The organism is Paraburkholderia sp. RL17-381-BIF-C (assembly GCF_046026435.1).
In the GTDB taxonomy this organism is placed as follows: Bacteria; Pseudomonadota; Gammaproteobacteria; order Burkholderiales; family Burkholderiaceae; genus Paraburkholderia.
Window position 1 is genome coordinate 14,563 of sequence record NZ_JARESX010000004.1, and the last position, 14,923, is coordinate 29,485.

The 14,923-nt window shown below is 64.4% G+C and carries 12 protein-coding genes; 4 read left to right on the top strand and 8 right to left on the bottom strand.

All coding sequences use genetic code 11. The features are described 5' to 3' along the window. Positions 1-46: 46 nt before the first annotated feature. From P0D70_RS04380 to P0D70_RS04415, 8 genes are all read right to left on the bottom strand, one after another. On the bottom strand, positions 47-1,000 hold the full coding sequence (locus tag P0D70_RS04380) for a glycosyltransferase family 2 protein (RefSeq protein ID WP_408182980.1): 954 nt from the start codon (positions 998-1,000) through the stop codon (positions 47-49). Between the two features lie 2 nt (positions 1,001-1,002). Further along, complete coding sequence (locus P0D70_RS04385) at positions 1,003-2,388, bottom strand: undecaprenyl-phosphate glucose phosphotransferase (protein ID WP_408182983.1); 1,386 nt, start codon at positions 2,386-2,388, stop codon at positions 1,003-1,005. A 35-nt stretch (positions 2,389-2,423) separates the two neighbouring features. Continuing rightward, positions 2,424-3,158, bottom strand: coding sequence for a Crp/Fnr family transcriptional regulator (locus tag P0D70_RS04390; RefSeq protein ID WP_006048767.1), 735 nt, complete (start codon positions 3,156-3,158; stop codon positions 2,424-2,426). A 631-nt stretch (positions 3,159-3,789) separates the two neighbouring features. Next, positions 3,790-6,426, bottom strand: a complete 2,637-nt coding sequence (locus P0D70_RS04395; protein WP_408182985.1) for a glycosyl hydrolase 2 galactose-binding domain-containing protein — start codon at positions 6,424-6,426, stop codon at positions 3,790-3,792. Positions 6,427-6,466: 40 nt separating this feature from the next. Next, entirely contained in the window at positions 6,467-7,543 is a 1,077-nt protein-coding gene (locus P0D70_RS04400; protein ID WP_408182987.1) for a DUF1839 family protein, read from the bottom strand. Continuing rightward, entirely contained in the window at positions 7,540-8,604 is a 1,065-nt protein-coding gene (locus P0D70_RS04405; protein ID WP_408182989.1) for an amino acid--[acyl-carrier-protein] ligase, read from the bottom strand. Before P0D70_RS04405 ends, P0D70_RS04400 begins: the two co-directional genes overlap by 4 nt. A gap of 1 nt (position 8,605) precedes the next feature. Further along, entirely contained in the window at positions 8,606-9,889 is a 1,284-nt protein-coding gene (locus P0D70_RS04410; RefSeq protein WP_408182991.1) for an acyl-CoA dehydrogenase family protein, read from the bottom strand. Beyond that, positions 9,886-10,137: an acyl carrier protein gene (locus P0D70_RS04415; RefSeq protein ID WP_408182993.1), complete on the bottom strand. Its 252-nt coding sequence runs from the start codon at positions 10,135-10,137 to the stop codon at positions 9,886-9,888. The genes P0D70_RS04410 and P0D70_RS04415 overlap by 4 nt, the downstream gene beginning before the upstream one ends. Positions 10,138-10,485: 348 nt before the next feature. On the opposite strand from P0D70_RS04415, the gene P0D70_RS04420 reads away from it, so the two are divergent. The 4 genes from P0D70_RS04420 to P0D70_RS04435 are packed head-to-tail and all read left to right on the top strand — an operon-like array spanning position 10,486 to position 14,913. Beyond that, on the top strand, positions 10,486-11,019 hold the full coding sequence (locus tag P0D70_RS04420; RefSeq protein ID WP_091794713.1) for a GNAT family N-acetyltransferase: 534 nt from the start codon (positions 10,486-10,488) through the stop codon (positions 11,017-11,019). Further along, on the top strand, positions 11,019-12,569 hold the full coding sequence (locus P0D70_RS04425) for an O-antigen ligase family protein (RefSeq protein WP_408182996.1): 1,551 nt from the start codon (positions 11,019-11,021) through the stop codon (positions 12,567-12,569). Before P0D70_RS04420 ends, P0D70_RS04425 begins: the two co-directional genes overlap by 1 nt. A gap of 11 nt (positions 12,570-12,580) precedes the next feature. Further along, complete coding sequence (locus P0D70_RS04430; protein ID WP_408183287.1) at positions 12,581-13,759, top strand: glycosyltransferase family 4 protein; 1,179 nt, start codon at positions 12,581-12,583, stop codon at positions 13,757-13,759. Beyond that, positions 13,756-14,913, top strand: a complete 1,158-nt coding sequence (locus P0D70_RS04435) for a glycosyltransferase family 4 protein (protein ID WP_091794705.1) — start codon at positions 13,756-13,758, stop codon at positions 14,911-14,913. Before P0D70_RS04430 ends, P0D70_RS04435 begins: the two co-directional genes overlap by 4 nt. Positions 14,914-14,923 lie beyond the last annotated feature (10 nt).

A 14,923-nucleotide genomic window follows, 5' to 3' on the forward strand; every position in this document is an offset into this window, starting at 1 on the left:
AGAAACCGGTGTGTCGATCAGTTGCGTTGATCAGTTGCGTTGAGCGTCAGCGCATCGCTTCCTGCCATGCCCCGCGCATTGCGCGTAGGCCGACTCGCCATTTGCGCAGCGCAAGCGCTACGCCTCCGCGCTCGAATGCCAGTGACAATGCGCGCAGAAACCCCGGGTCCGCGCGATCGCCGATCAGCGTCGAGTAAGCGACGAACGCCCATCGGCCAGGCGGCGTCAGGTATTCGCACATGATGAGTCGGAGATTGAACGACGCGTTATAGAACGCCGCGTCGTTGAATGTGAAACGCTGGTCTTCGTCGCTGCGCTGCGCCGGGAAGTGCTCTACCAGGAGCGCCGGGTCGTAGATCAGTTTCCAGCCGCGCCGCTCTATGTCGAGACTGAAGGCCATCTCGCAGTGAACCTGTGCGCCGGTGCCGCGCAAGCGGCCGTCGAAGCGCAACGCGCCGATCGCCTCGCGGCGAAACGACATGTTCACGCCTTTGAGCACCTGCACTTCGCGCGCCTTGCCGTGGCCGATATGGTGATTGCCGATAGTCCGCCCATACCAGCGCACGAGGCCCACGCGCGGCTTCTGCCCTTGCAGGATGCCGTGGCGTTCATGCACGATGTCGCGCCCGCCCAGGCCGCCGAGCGTCGCATCGCGTTCGAAGGCGCGCGCGATCCGCGCGACCCAGTCGGAATGCGGCGCGGCGTCGTCGTCGGTGAAGCAGAGCACGTTGCCGCTCGCGCTCTCGATGCCGAGGTTGTATGCGGCGACCACGCCGGGCTTGCGCACCAGTACGACCGAGCGGCGCGGATCGGGCCGGTTGGCCTCGCGGGTGCGTAGCCAGTCGAGCGTGGCGTAATCGTCGTGACGGGCGATCACGATCACCTCGTCGGCGCGGCGCTCCTGCGCGTCGAGTGCCGCGAGGCAGCGCGCCAGGTCGGCGGTGCGCCGGTAGGTCGGCACGATCACGGAGACTTTCACGAACGGTTCCCGTATTGGCATGATCAGTATGCGTTGCGGCCGACAAAGCCCTTGAAGATCGTAATGAACACGATCTTCATGTCGAACCAGAACGACCAGTTATAGATGTAGAAGAGATCGAACTTGACGCGCGCTTCCATTTTTTCCACCTTGCTGGTGGCGCCGCGATAGCCGTTAACCTGCGCCCAGCCGGTGATGCCGGGCTTGATCCGGTAACGGTACATGTAGCCGTACACCTGATCCTTGTAGAGATCGTCGTGTTCGACCGCATGCGGACGCGGGCCGACCACCGACATCTGGCCGAGCAGCACGTTGAGAAACTGCGGCAGTTCGTCGAGGCTCGTGCGGCGCATGAAGCCGCCGAGCTTCGTGATGCGCGCGTCGTTGCGTGAGGCCTGGGTGAGCTGGCCCTGCGCTTCGTGATGCACGGTCATCGAACGGAACTTGTAGATCGCGAACGGCTGACCGTCCACGCCTTTGCGAATCTGGCGAAAGAACACCGGCCCAGGCGAGCCGAGCTTGATGCCGATCGCGAGCACCACGAACACCGGCGCGAGCGCGAACAGCGCGGCTGCCGCGAACAGGCGGTCGAAGATCAGCTTGGGCCACATCTGCGGCGGCGAGAAGGGCGTCGCGCTCAGGTTGAGCGTCGGTAAACCGACGACATCGACCAGCGCGTGATTGAAAAGCGAGAGGCTGCGCACATCGGGAATGAAGCGCAGATTCACAAAGTCATGCCGGAACATGCGCGTGAACCGGTAAATCGTGTGTTCTTCGGAAAGCGGCAACGCGAGCCACACTTCGTTGACGTGTTCTTCGCGCACCTTGGCGGCGAACGCGTTCAGATCGGTCAGTACCGGCAGACGGTGCGGACGCGCACCGTAGTTCCCGGCCGCTTCAAGGCTGGTGTCGAACAGGCAGACCGGTTTGAAGCCGGCTTGCGGCGCATGTTCGAGATGTGCGAGCAGCGTGCGTGCGAAGCCGGGTGCGCCGACTATCGCGACGGTGCGGTAATTCATCCCGCGGCTGCGCACGAAGCGTAATGCCACATGCACGAGGCACTTGGCCGCGATGATCAGCGCGCCGGAAATCAGCGTGGAGTAGCCGAACCACAAACGCGACACGGCATCCATACGATGCAGCGTGAACGCGAGGATCAGCGCGGTGGCGACCACCACTATCCATGCGGCGGCAACTCTTGCCAGCATGGAGGACAAAGGTTTGCCGCGCCAGGTTTCATAAACCCCGAAGCCGGGAAACAGCAGCAGAACCAGCACGCAGTTGAAGGCGATCAGAAGACGCTCGGTGTCCGACACCGCGCTCGGCGTCGAGAACCGCATCCAGTGAGCGAGCAGGCCTCCCGCAATCACGAAGAGTGCGTCGAGGAATCGCGCAGTATTCCTGAACATGTTTGACTCTACCCATTAGTCGGACGAACCAGCGCTTACTCGACAGTTTCAGCCTGGCGCAGACGGGGTAGAAGGCGGTCGAATTCGCGCTTGACGAGGCCATAGCATTCGCAGGCGCGTGCTTCGAGTCCTTTACGGTCGAGCACCTTGATATGGCCGCGGCTATGGTGAATCAGGCCTTCGTCGTGCAACTTGCCGGCCGCTTCGGTAATGCCTTCGCGGCGCACGCCGAGCATGTCGGCGATCAGTTGCTGGGTCACGGTCAGATCATTCGACGCGACACGGTCCACCTCGATCAGCAACCAGCGGCACAGTTGCTTGTTCAGCGCGTGGTGGCGGTTGCAGGCGGCCGTTTGCGCGACTTGCGTGAGCAGAGCGTGCATGTAGAGCAGCATCAGGCGGCGCAGAAAGTCGGAGCGGGCGAATTGTTGCTTGAGCGCCTGTGCGCTCATCCGGTACGCGAAGCCGGCGCATTGAACCTGTACGCGATTCGGCATGGTCTCGCCACCCGTGAGAACCGGCACACCCGTCATGCCTTCGCGGCCCACCGCGGCGATTTCGACCGAACTGCCGTCTTCCATCGTCGAGAGCATCGAGATGATCGCAGTGGTCGGGAAGTAGACGTGATGAATGCGTTGACCGGAGTCACACAGCAATTGCTCGGTGCGCAGGTGAACCAGTTCGAGATGAGGAGCCAGGGCCTGCCATTCGTGGGACGGCAATGCGCCGAGCAAATGGTTACCGTGCAAATCGGATTGAAGTGTCAACATGATCGGTCCTCGCGTGAAAGTCGCGCTCTGCGTGACTTTCTGTTTTTGATCCGATGCCTGCATCCCTTGTTAGACGACTTGCTGCCTGGCGAGCAGCGAAGGATGAACAGGACCGGCCCCGTATTGGCCTGATGCGCCGCCGCCGTTGTTGTCGATCTCATCTGCGGTGACGCTGTGTTGCGCTCTTCTATTAGCGAGGAGCGTGCCAGCGATAGAGGAAACGAGGACTGGTGCGGGGTAACGTACCAAGTCTTAGCGGCGCGCGAAGCCAAACGCGCCTTTTTGTTTCAAATCTGTACAACGGCCTCGCGCTCCGAGGCCGCTTCGCGGGGTCTGTCGATTCGGATCAACGCCTTGCTGGGATTGGCCTGGCGGGTGCTGGGAGGGGCCTGGTGCCCGGTGTCTCAGGGTTGAATCAGCCCATCAGGATGCGTTTTGATGCGGCGTCCGGGATGTGCCGGATTTGATTCAGATGTGTTCGACACGCTGCGTGCGGTGGCGTACCGATGAGGTTTTTGGCGACGCAAAAGTCTGAGAAAAACCAACAGTGATTCCGCAGACCAGACAGATGGATCCGCGCAGCGCGAGGTTTTACGCGCTTCGCGAAGGGGTGGCTAGATCAGGGAGACGTTCAGCCGTAGAACGTGGCGGATATCGCATTGACCGCGCGAACTTCTCCGGCGGGCGCCGCATATGTTGCATCAGCTTTAAACACGGCATTCGATGCGTGTGCAACCAAACCGTCCGGCGGTGTGAGCGGGATGAGCGGCACGACGCAACGGCGGTTCGGTGGCAGATGGAACCAGTCGTGCGCGGCACGGTAGTGTGTGTCAACGATATGAAGGAAGCGCGCAAAACGCTTTGTTTCGATCACGAGCTGCCAGCCGTCGCCGTCACGCTCCGCGGCGACCGTCAAGCCCAGGTCGTGCCGTTCGCCAATGCGACGCTCCGGCAGATGAAACGCTTCCGAAACGATCCGGCCGCTTGCCTTGTCGCGCAGCGTGGCGATCGTCACGTCGTGCGCGCGCGGGCCGAAGCGGTACGCGTGCGTGAAATCGAAGAACTGGCCAAGGCACGCGGCCGCGCCCAGACGCTGTGCGCTATGCGGTGCCAGTTCGATAGCGCAGCTGGCGGAGGCGACCTTGACGCTGCCGTCGCGCAGACACAGCAGATCGAGTTGCGCGTGCAGTGGCTGTGCGCGCTCATTGAGCAGATGAATGTCGAGCCCGTTGAGGCCCTCGTCGGTGATGACCACCTGAATGGGTTGCAGCGCTCCGGCAAGGCCGTGCAGGGCGCTTTTAGGCCGTCCTGTGGCATCGATCAAGCCCCAGCCTGCGCCGGGTCGCAAATCCTGAAGCTGCCAGACGAGCGCGCCGCCGCATGACGAGCCGGCGCGTCGCCACTCGGCGAACACGTCTGCCATCAATTCGGCGACCACCGCGCGCGACAGGTCCAGATAGCGCTCGGGGTCTTCGTAACGCAGGCGGGCGGGCTCGACGCCATACAGCGTTTGCAGATAGTGGTCGCGCACGTCGTCGAAATCCCAGCCTGCGCCGGGATCGCGCGGCACGGCGGCTTTCCAGCGCGGATCGTGCAGATGGATCGTGCCCAGTGCGTCGCGCAAGGTGGCGTCGTCGGGTACGTTGGCGAAAGCGAGGCATTCGGCGGCAAAGCGCACTTGCGAGCGGCGCACGTCGTCGAGCGGACGCTGATAGGCGCCCACGCCATAGTAGTGAGTGACACCCTCGTTAGTCGAAAACGGCCACACGCCTCCCGATGGCGAGTTGCTCACATACGGCACGTCGGAGCGCTCACGCGCGACGATGGCGGGCAACTGTTCGGTAAAGAGTGGTTGCGCGCGCATGGAAGGCGGCAGGCCGAACATGGCCGCCTGCTGGTCGACTTCGCTGCCGCCGCACAATACCGCGAGCGAAGCGAAGCGTCGTGTGCGCGTGAGAAACTGGGTGGCCTCGCGTTCGATCGACGCGCTGAATGCGGCGTCGTTCGGGTAGTCGAAATTCGCCAACGTGAAGTCTTGCCAGACGAGCATGCCGTATTCGTCGGCAAGCGCGTAAAACGCGTCGGACTCGTACACCATCGTGCCGCCCACGCGCAACATGTTCATGCCTGCATCGCGTGCGAGCGTAAAAGCGCGACGCAATTGCGCCTCGCTACCGCTCAGGGTGACGAGGTCCGCGCTGGTCCAGCATGCGCCACGGCAGAACACGGGCAGGTCATTTACGCGCAATGCGAAGCCCATGCCGTCCGCGCCACGCTCCACCTCAATGCTGCGGAAGCCGACCAGACCCAACGCGTGAGATATCGCGCGCCCGTCATCAAGCTGCAACGACAACGCATATAAAGTGGGTTCGCCGTGCGTGTGCGGCCACCAGCGCTGCACGTGCGGCACGCGCACGCTGCCGGTCAGTGTATATGCATCGCGCCATTGCAAAGACGAAACAGCATCCCCGCATTTAAGTGAAGCGCGGCAGTTCGCATCATGATGCGGATGCAGGAAACGTAGCGTCAACGAAACAAGGCCGTCGTCGCCGTCGAGCCGGCTTGCTATGTCCACGGTGTCGAATGCGTGGGGCGCGTCGCTCAGGAGTTCGACGGGACGCCATGGGCCGACCGCCTGCACCGAAGGACACCAGCCAGGCATATGGCCAAGCAGGGTGGTGCGCACGTTGCGCAAGGTGGGCGGCGATACGAGCCGGGGCCGCCAGCGCGCGCGCGAACGTTTTGCCGCCAATGCCGGCGCGAGAGAGCGGAAGCACAGCGCGAGCGTCGCGCTGCCGTTCAGTTCGATGTCGAGATCGTGCGCGACGAACATCGAATCGGAGTCGAGAAGCCTGATGCCGCCGAGCCAGACTTCGGCGAGCGTGGCGAGCCCGTGCAGGCGCAAGCGGCGTTGGCCGGCGCCTTCGAGTGTGAGCCGATACCAGTGATCGTCGAAGGCGAGCGGTGGCGGATTGGCGAGGTCGAGAAGACCTGCGGCACGCCGCGCGCTCGCCACGGTGCCCGGCACTTGCGCGGCGAGCCAGCCGTGCGCGGGCAAATCGGCGGGCGACGCGCATGCGCCCGCCGCCGTGCTCAAACATTCCCAGCCGATCTCGAGGCGCTGCGGCCAGAGTGTTTGCGATGCCCGCGCCAATGCGGCATCGGTTTGAACGGCATCGCCAGAATCGCCGGCTTCGTGATGAACGTTCGCGAGTACGCCGCTCGCATCGCCATTGTCAGGCACCAGGTCGATCGTCAATGCGTCCACGGCGAGTTCCCGAGAAGTCCGCGAAGCCGTGCGCGGTGCGTCACAGCACCAGCGCGGCGAGCGGCGGCAGCGTCTTTTCGTAAGCGCTTTCGAGCACGTCGAAACAGTCTTCGCACAGATCGCGGCGTCCGCGCGCAATGGCCCGCACGAGCCGGAACTGCATGATCATCGACTCCGACGCGATGCTCTGCGCCGCGGCCGGAATCGATGCCGGAATCTCGAAGCCTTGTGCGGAAAGCCACAGCAGATACTTCGAGAGGAACTCGAAGTTCGCGCCGAGCTGCCGCATCAGGTTGAACGAGTACGGGTGGAAGAATTTTTCGCCGCGTTCGAGCAGCGTATCGAGATGCGCGGGAAATGCGGCACGCCATGACGAAATCGGATTGGTCAGCGGCCGGCGTCCCAGGTGCGCACACAGTAATTCCGCCGACGCTTCCGCCAATGCGGTGCCTTCGAGCGCGGGCCGCGCCTGCTTGGCGAACTCCACGTACGGAAACAGCAGGTCGGGCTGGTGCGCGAATTGCGGCAGCTTGCGGAACACGCCGTCGTAGTCCTCGCCGTCGAGCAGGTGATAGCCGGTGTTGTGGAAATAGCCGAGACGGCGCGCGTCGGGATCGATGAAGTCGATGCCCACCGTGGTTTTCGGATGCTCGCGCCGGTACGACGTGGCGCGCGTGTTCGGCAGGTAATAGCCGTCTACTTCCACCAGCACCGTATGGCCGCGCGAAGTCTGCGCGAGCACGCGCGCTTCGAGCGAATCGTAGATGGCCAGTTCCTGCACCTGGGTGCCGTAGAGCCGTTCGAGGTCTTCGAGCGGAAACTTGAAGAATGTGAACTGATCGCCTTCGAAATCCTGCGTGACGGTAAAGCCGAACGCCGCGCGCGGATCGAGCCCGAAGCCGTGCAGCAGTTCGATCCACAGGTCCACGTAGCAATTCGTTTCTTGCCACACGCGCTCGCCTTGATGCAACGCGTGCGGCGCATGCTCGCGCAAACGCGTGGCGGGCGCGGCCGGCGTGGCCGCGGCAACGCCGCCCGCGGCGGACAGATCGACGCGCCGGGTCAGCGGGAAGGTGGTGTGCGCGCCGTTCGGCACGGGTGTCAGCGACGGATTCATACGCGCTCTCCGGCGTCTTGCGCCGCCACGCCTGTTTCCGTCTGCATGGAGGCGATGCCGTGCGCCACGCGTGCTTCGGTATCGCCCCACAGCAGCGCGCGCACGTCGTCCGGCCAGGCGTTCACATCGAGCCCGTGATGACGGAACAGCGCGAGCGTGATGCGTTCCATGCCGAAGCCGACGCAGCCCGTATGCGCAACCGTACCGTCGTCGCACTCGATCTTCCAGATCGCGCCGAAGTGTTCCATGTGATAGTTGAACGACAGGCAAGCGGTCTTGCCGCGCGGATCGGCCACCGGAATCAGCAGTTCGAACTTGAGTGCCTGGGCGCGCTGGCTGTCGGCGACGATCTTGCCGCCGCGGCCGAAGAACGGGTCGTTGGCGAGATCCACTTCGACCGGCAGTTGCAGCAGTTTCACGAGCAGCGAGCCGCGCTCGATCCACATCTGGCGGAATGCCATCACCTGTTCGCCGCTGCCGAGGCGCACGTATTCGCGCTGACGGAACATCTGCATGCGGCCGGGATCGAGCGACGGCTCGTGACGGAAGCAATACGACAGCACGTCGATGGTGCGGCCGCCGGCGGGCAGCGGACCGCGTCGCGCCATCACCGGGTAGATCGGATAGCAGGCGGCCGGCGTGAGCACCACGCGGGTCGGTTTCTGCTGCGCCATCCACGAGTCGCTGCGGTCGTCGTCGCTTTCGGTCATGGCGTCGTCGAGCGCGCGCAGCAGGCGCCGGTGGCCCATGTCGTCGCCGCAGAACGAGTGGATCGTGCCGGCCAGATTCGGGAAGCTCTTCAGATACTCGCTGTCTTCGAAGTCGGTGCGGCGCATGGCGGGCGGAAAGCGCAGCACTTCGGGTTGCTGGTCCGCGCCCAGATGCGTGATCGCCACGTTCAGACGGTCCACCACGTCCTCGAAAATCTGACTACGGCCGTACAGGCCGTTTTCGCCGGTATCGATCAACAGGCCCGCGGCCAGCAGTTCGTCGCGAAAGCCCGGCGCTTCTGCTGCCTGAGCGGCAGCGGCGAGGGCGGCGGTATCGGTCATCGTGTTCATGTCAGGCTCTCCCCGGGGCGGCAGGACGTTGCGCGAGCAACAGGCTCGCGGTGTTCTGCGCAATGCGGTCGTTGTTGATCATTAGCGGCGCGGAGTACAGGTCGCGCAAATGGCGTCCCACGCTGTACGGCGTGCCGTTCTTGTAGCCCGCCATGCCGCAGATCATCAGCACTTCCTGCACGACCTGCAGCGCGGTGGTGGAGATGCTCGTCTTCAGCGTGTTCATGTCGGAGGCGAAGCCGAGCATGGCCGCGAGCGGCGCATCGGCTTGCGAGCCGCCGTGGCGTGCCTGGTGGGCGGCGCGCGCCGCCTCCAGCGCGACCGCGAGGCGCGCCTGCATCATCTGCAGCAGACCGACCGCTTCGGCGAGACGCAAGCCGGCCGGCGGAATCGCACCGGGCTTCGAGCGCGCCTGCGCGCGAAAGAACACTTTCGCGCGATTCACCGCGTCGCTGGCCACACCCGTCCAGACCGAGGCCCACAGCGTGTGCGAGACCGGCAGCATGGTCTGATCGGCGATCTCGGCAAAGGGCGTCGGCAGGATCTGTTCGGCCAGACCCGTGGCGACGAGCCGGAAGCCCTCGCTGCAGGTGCCGCGCATGCCCATCGAATCCCAGCCGCCGCGCTTTTCCAATTGCGTGTCGGCGCGCAACGCGACGATCAGCACCTGATCCGCCGCAGCCGACTCGGCGGTGCGGCGGGCCGTGACCAGAATGCCGTCGGCGTGCGCGCCGTAAGAGATCGTCGGTGCGAGCTTTTCGATGCGAAAGCGCGCAGCGTCGAGCTCGACTGCGCATGCACTGGTGCGCATGTTGCCGCCGATGGTTTCTTCGGAGGTGGCCGAAGCCAGCAGCCATTGGTTCTCGACCAGTTGCGCGAGCAACTGCCGGTGCCACGCCGAGTCGCTGCCATGCGCCTCGATACAGGCCACCTGGATCTGGTGCATCGCATACACCATCGCGGTGGACGCACAGCCTTGCGCAAGCGTTTCGCAGATCGCGCCGACGTCCGCGAGCGACAGCCCCGCGCCGCCGAATGCGGCCGGCACCATGGCCGAAAGCAGGCGCTCGCGTTTGAGCGCGTCGAACGCTTCGCGCGGAAAGCGTGCCTCACGATCCACCGAATCCGCGAACTGCGCGGCCACTGCGGCGCAGCGTTGCGCCGCCGCGCGCCAGCCGGGTTCGGCTTCGACCGCGCTCAGCACGGCCGGCGGGTCGCCTTCGTCGAGGGCCGGCACCTGGGTAGGGGCGAGCGAAGCCGCCGCATCCAGCAGCGGGGCGTTCATGCTGCCGCCTTCGCCTGTTGCAGTTCGGTTACCGCGGCGGCCATCGAATCGATGCTCGAAAAAAGCCGCCGCGTCAACAAACGGTCTGGAATTTCAATGCCGAATTCGTCTTCGATGGCCAGCATCAGATGCACGGTCGCGAGTGAGGACAAGCCCGCGGCGTACAGGTCGGCGTCGTCGGCGAGGCTCTCCGGCGCGACGTCGAGGCGGGCCGATTCGGAAAGGATGCGTCGCAATGCGGTTTTCATGGTGTGGTCCCCCAGTTGTTCAACGGTCTCGAATGTCGCGGACATCGATCTAACGCACGTGATCGTTTTTGTGTCGATTGCGCGCGGCGCTTGCCGGCGTGGTCGATTTGCCAGCGGCGGCGCGGTCACAGTGATTGCGTGCGGTTTCAGGCGGCGCTTTGCCACGCCGTGCCCGATGTCCCGTATTTAAGAATTGTCAAAGCCCAGCGTCAGTGCGATGGCGCACGGAAACACGCGGTTTGCGGACGTACCGTGTAGCCATCAGAACGGACCGGCGCAGGCAGCCAGGCCGTCGAAGCCGGCGCGTAAAGCCGGTCTCGTTGAACTTATTGACCGCTGGGGAACGTGATGAACTGGAAAACGCTGGAATTCGATCAGCTTTCGGCACGCGAGTTGTATCTGATCCTGCGGGCGCGCAGCGCGGTGTTCGTAGTCGAACAGTCGCATGTCTGTCTGGACGCCGACGGCCGCGACGAAAATGCGTTGCACGTGTTCGCGGTTGAGGACATGGCGCGCTCCATGCCGATTCTCGCTTACGCACGCGTGCAGCCCGGCGACGCGGAAGACCCGGAGATCACCATCGACAAGGTGCTGACGAGTCCGCTGCGACGCGGCGACGGCACCGCCGAACTGCTGCTCGAACGCGTGCTGCAGGCAATCGCCGAACGTTGGCCGGGACATGCCACGCGTGTCAGTGCGCCGCTCGGTTTGCGCGGCTTCTACGAGCAATTCGGCTTTCGCAAGACGGAAGGACCTTATCTCGAACATGGCGTGCCATTCATCGGCCTCACACGCCAGGCGCGCGTCAGTCAGCCGCTCTTCGGCGTGCGCCGCCGTGAGCGCGGCGCCGCCGTGCTCGTGAATACGTTCGAGTTGCTGTGATGGGGCGAATGCTCGTCACGCCTTCCAGCGCACAGCTTGCACTCGCGAGACCGACGTCGGACATACCACGCACTTCGCCGGGCGCGGCACCTGCTTTTGCCGCGCCGGCCGCCGGTGCGCGGGCGAGGGGCCTGCGCCATCCACTGCGCCTGCCGCTACTGCTATTTGCGGTGACGTTGGGCTTGGTCGCGCTGCATCAGGGCAGGGTGGTCGAATACTTCTTTCCGCTCGGCGCATTCGGCATTGCATTGTTGTTCTACTGGCGCTCGCCCGCGCATTATCTCGGCTTCGTCTGCTGGCTGTTTTTCCTGACGCCGGAAGTGCGCCGTCTTGCCGACTTCGTCAACGGCTCGTTCAACGATCAAAGCCCGATCATGATCGCGCCTCTGCTCGCGGTCGCGCTCACCGGCCTCACCTTGCTCAAGCACGTCTCGCTGCTGGGGCAGCGCCGCGCGGCGCCGCTCGTGCTGATCGTGATCGCGCTGCTGTACGCGTATGTGGTCGGCATGGCGCAGGTCGGTCCCGCTGCCGCGACCTACACGCTCATCAACTGGCTGTATCCCGTGATGGTGGCGTTTTATCTCACGGTCACATGGCGCCACTATCCCGACTATCACCGCGTGTTGCTGAAGACATTCGTTTATGGCGGACTCCTGATGAGCGTATACGGCCTGCTCGAATTCGTTTCGCCGATGCCGTGGGACGCGTTCTGGCTGATCGCTTCGAAAATGCAATCCGAAGGGCAACCGGTGCCGTTCGGCATGCGTGTGAGCAGCACGATGAATTCGTGCGGCCCGTTCGCTGTCACGCTCATGACGATTCTGCTGATGTCGCTCGCGGCGCGCGGCAAGGCGCGCATCGTGCTGGGCTGCGTGGGCATTCCCGTGCTGCTGCTCACGAGCGCGCGCAGCACGTGGGGCGGTTTTGCGATCGCGATCGTGTACTCGTTCCTCATGCTCGACGGCAGGAGCCGCATGCGGTTGATGGCCGGCGTGCTTGGGCTCGCCGTGATGGCCGCGCCGCTGATGATGATCGATCAGGTTGCCGAACCGGTGATCCAGCGCTTCAGCACGATGCAGAACCTCGGCGAGGACAACAGCTATCAGGCGCGCGCCGAGTTCTACAAGAGCTTTTTCTCCTCGGCGTTTACCGACATCGCAGGACAGGGGCTCGGCACGATTGGCCTCGGCACCAAGCTCTCCGACGACAAATCATCCGCGGCGAGGGTCGATTTCGACAGCGGCCTGATGGAAGTCCCCTTCGTGATGGGGTGGCCGGGCACGCTGCTCTATGCCACCGGCGTATTCGTGTTGCTCTGGCGCGCGTACCGGGCAAGCCGGCGGCATCCGACCGACCTGCTGGCGATTTCCGGCGTGGGCGTGGCGGTGGCGATTTTCTCGATGATGATTTTCATCAATACGCTGACCTCCGTGTCGGGAATGTTTTTCTTTCTCGGTGTGACGCTGCCCGTGATTTCGCTGCGTTATGCGCGTGAACGGCAGGGCGCGGCCGCCGTTGCTTCACTACGGCACAACAAGATATCCAGATGAAGGACACAAGGATGCGGATTCTGATCGTCACCCACGTCGTGCGAAAAAACGACGGGCAGGGGCGGGTCAACTATGAGATCGTGCTGGCGGCGCTCGCCGCCGGTCATGCGGTGACGCTGCTCGCCGCCGAGGCCGCGCCTGAACTGGTGCAGCACCCTCACGTGCATTTCGTGCAGGTTCCCACCAGCGGTTTGCCGACCAAGCTGCTTCAGTACCAGATGTTCGCGTGGCGTTGCGGCGCATGGATTCGCGCGCATCGCGACGAATTCGACGTGGTGCATGTGAACGGCTTCATTGCGTGGGCGCGTGCCGATGTCAACGCCGCGCACTTCGTCCACGACGGCTGGTATCGCTGCGGCTTCTATCCGTTCAGGCTGCTGCACAACCTGTATCACGCGTACCAGGTCGTCTACACGTTGCTGAATATCCTGTGCGAAAAGTGGGCGTTCCGGCATGCCGAGGTGATCGTGCCGGTCTCGCAGAAGGTGGCTGGCGAAGTTCGCGCGCTGGGCATCGGCTCGGCACGGGTGCAGGTGATACACAACGGTGTCGATGTCGGCGAGTTCACGCCCGGTACACCGGAGCGGGCCCGTTTCAATCTGCCGCAAGCGCCGTTCATGCTGCTGTTCGCCGGCGACCTGCGCATGTCGCGCAAGAATCTCGATACCGTCCTGCATGCGCTCGTACGCACGTCCCCCGAAGTGCATCTCGCGGTCGCCGGGATTCTGCACAACAGTCCTTACCCCGCGCTGGTGGAATCGCTCGGACTGACGCAACGGGTCCACTTCACGGACATGGTGATGGACATGCCGGCGCTGATGCGCTCGGTCGATGCGTTCGTGTTTCCCTCGCGCTACGAGCCGATGGGGCTCGTGCTGCTGGAGGCGTTGTCCGCCGGATTGCCGGTCATCACCGTGCGCACAGCGGGCGGCGCGGAAGTGATCGCGCGCGGCAGCGGTATCGTGCTCGACGATCCCAACGACGCCGCCGCGCTTGCCGTGGCGATCGAACATCTCGCCAGAGAGCCGGATTACGCGCGACGTCTCGGGCTCGCCGCGCGCGCGGTGGCCGGCACGTTGAGCTGGCAGGCGATGGCTGAGCGCTATCTGTCCGTCTACGAACAGGTGCATGCGCGGCGCGCGGCGCGCGAGCTGCCGGCGGCGTGTGCGACCGCATCGGCGGAACTATGAGCGATACGTCGATCGAATCACTGCAAATCGGAATGCACTGGTTCAACGAGCGGCCGGGCGGGCTCGACCGCATGTTCAAGGCATTGATCGATACGCTGCCCGAGCAGGGCGTCAATGTGCGCGGCATGGTGGCGGGCACACCGGGCGTGTTCGATGCGTCGGGCGGCCGCGTGCTGGCTTTTGCCGGCGCGCAGTCGCAACTCGGCACGCGGCTGTGGGGTTCGCGCGTGCAGTCGCGCGCGCTGCGCGCCGCGAAGATGCCCGATGTGGTCGCCTCGCATTTCGCGCTCTACGCGGCGCCGACTGTCGGCGTGTTCCGGCGCGTGCCGAAGGTCGTGCATTTTCACGGACCGTGGGCGGCCGAATCGTTTCCGGGCGGTGGTGGCGGCTGGTCCCGCGCCATGCGCGTCGCGCTGGAGCGCTTCGTCTATCGCAGCGGGACACGGCATATCGTGCTTTCGCAGGCATTTGGCCGGCTGCTTCACGAGAACTACGGCGTGCGTGAGGACAGCATTCGTATCGTGCCGGGCTGTGTCGACGTGGCGCACTTCAATACGCGGGCGACCAGGCGCGAGGCGCGGGGGCGTTTGCGTTTGCCGCAGGACAGGCCGCTGCTCTTTTGCATGCGGCGTCTGGTGTCGCGCATGGGCCTCGAAGACCTGATCGACGCCATGGCGCTCGTCAAGCCGATGATCCCGGACGTACTTCTCATCATCGCCGGCAAGGGGCCGCTGGAAGCTCAGTTGCAGGCGCGCATTGTTTCGCGCGGGCTCGAACGCAATGTCCGGCTGGCGGGTTTCGTGGCCGACGAGAAAGTGCCGCTGTGGTATCGGGCCGCCGATCTTTCGGTGGTGCCGACGGTGTCGCTCGAAGGCTTCGGGCTCACCACGATCGAATCGCTCGCCGCGGGCACGCCGGTGCTGGTGACGCCGGTGGGCGGACTGCCGGAAGCGGTGGCGCCGCTGTCGTCCGAACTGGTGCTGCCGTCGAGCGGTTTCCGCTCGCTCGGAGAAGGGATTGCCGACGTCCTGCTCGGGCGCCGCGTGGTGCCGGATGCCGAGGCGTGCCGTGCGTATGCGAGCGCGCATTTCGACCGGCCGGTGGTCGCCGCGCAGGTTGCGCGCGTCTATCGCGAAGCGATCAGCGCATTCTGATACGCCCGTG

Bases quoted from the DNA above. Each gene is read 5' to 3' on its own strand.
- P0D70_RS04380 (WP_408182980.1), bottom strand. From the start codon at position 1,000: ATGCCAATACGGGAACCGTTCGTGAAAGTCTCCGTGATCGTGCCGACC.
- P0D70_RS04385 (WP_408182983.1), bottom strand. From the start codon at position 2,388: ATGTTCAGGAATACTGCGCGATTCCTCGACGCACTCTTCGTGATTGCG.
- P0D70_RS04390 (WP_006048767.1), bottom strand. From the start codon at position 3,158: ATGTTGACACTTCAATCCGATTTGCACGGTAACCATTTGCTCGGCGCA.
- P0D70_RS04400 (WP_408182987.1), bottom strand. From the start codon at position 7,543: ATGAATCCGTCGCTGACACCCGTGCCGAACGGCGCGCACACCACCTTC.
- P0D70_RS04405 (WP_408182989.1), bottom strand. From the start codon at position 8,604: ATGAACACGATGACCGATACCGCCGCCCTCGCCGCTGCCGCTCAGGCA.
- P0D70_RS04410 (WP_408182991.1), bottom strand. From the start codon at position 9,889: ATGAACGCCCCGCTGCTGGATGCGGCGGCTTCGCTCGCCCCTACCCAG.
- P0D70_RS04415 (WP_408182993.1), bottom strand. From the start codon at position 10,137: ATGAAAACCGCATTGCGACGCATCCTTTCCGAATCGGCCCGCCTCGAC.
- P0D70_RS04420 (WP_091794713.1), top strand. From the start codon at position 10,486: ATGAACTGGAAAACGCTGGAATTCGATCAGCTTTCGGCACGCGAGTTG.
- P0D70_RS04425 (WP_408182996.1), top strand. From the start codon at position 11,019: ATGGGGCGAATGCTCGTCACGCCTTCCAGCGCACAGCTTGCACTCGCG.
- P0D70_RS04430 (WP_408183287.1), top strand. From the start codon at position 12,581: ATGCGGATTCTGATCGTCACCCACGTCGTGCGAAAAAACGACGGGCAG.
- P0D70_RS04435 (WP_091794705.1), top strand. From the start codon at position 13,756: ATGAGCGATACGTCGATCGAATCACTGCAAATCGGAATGCACTGGTTC.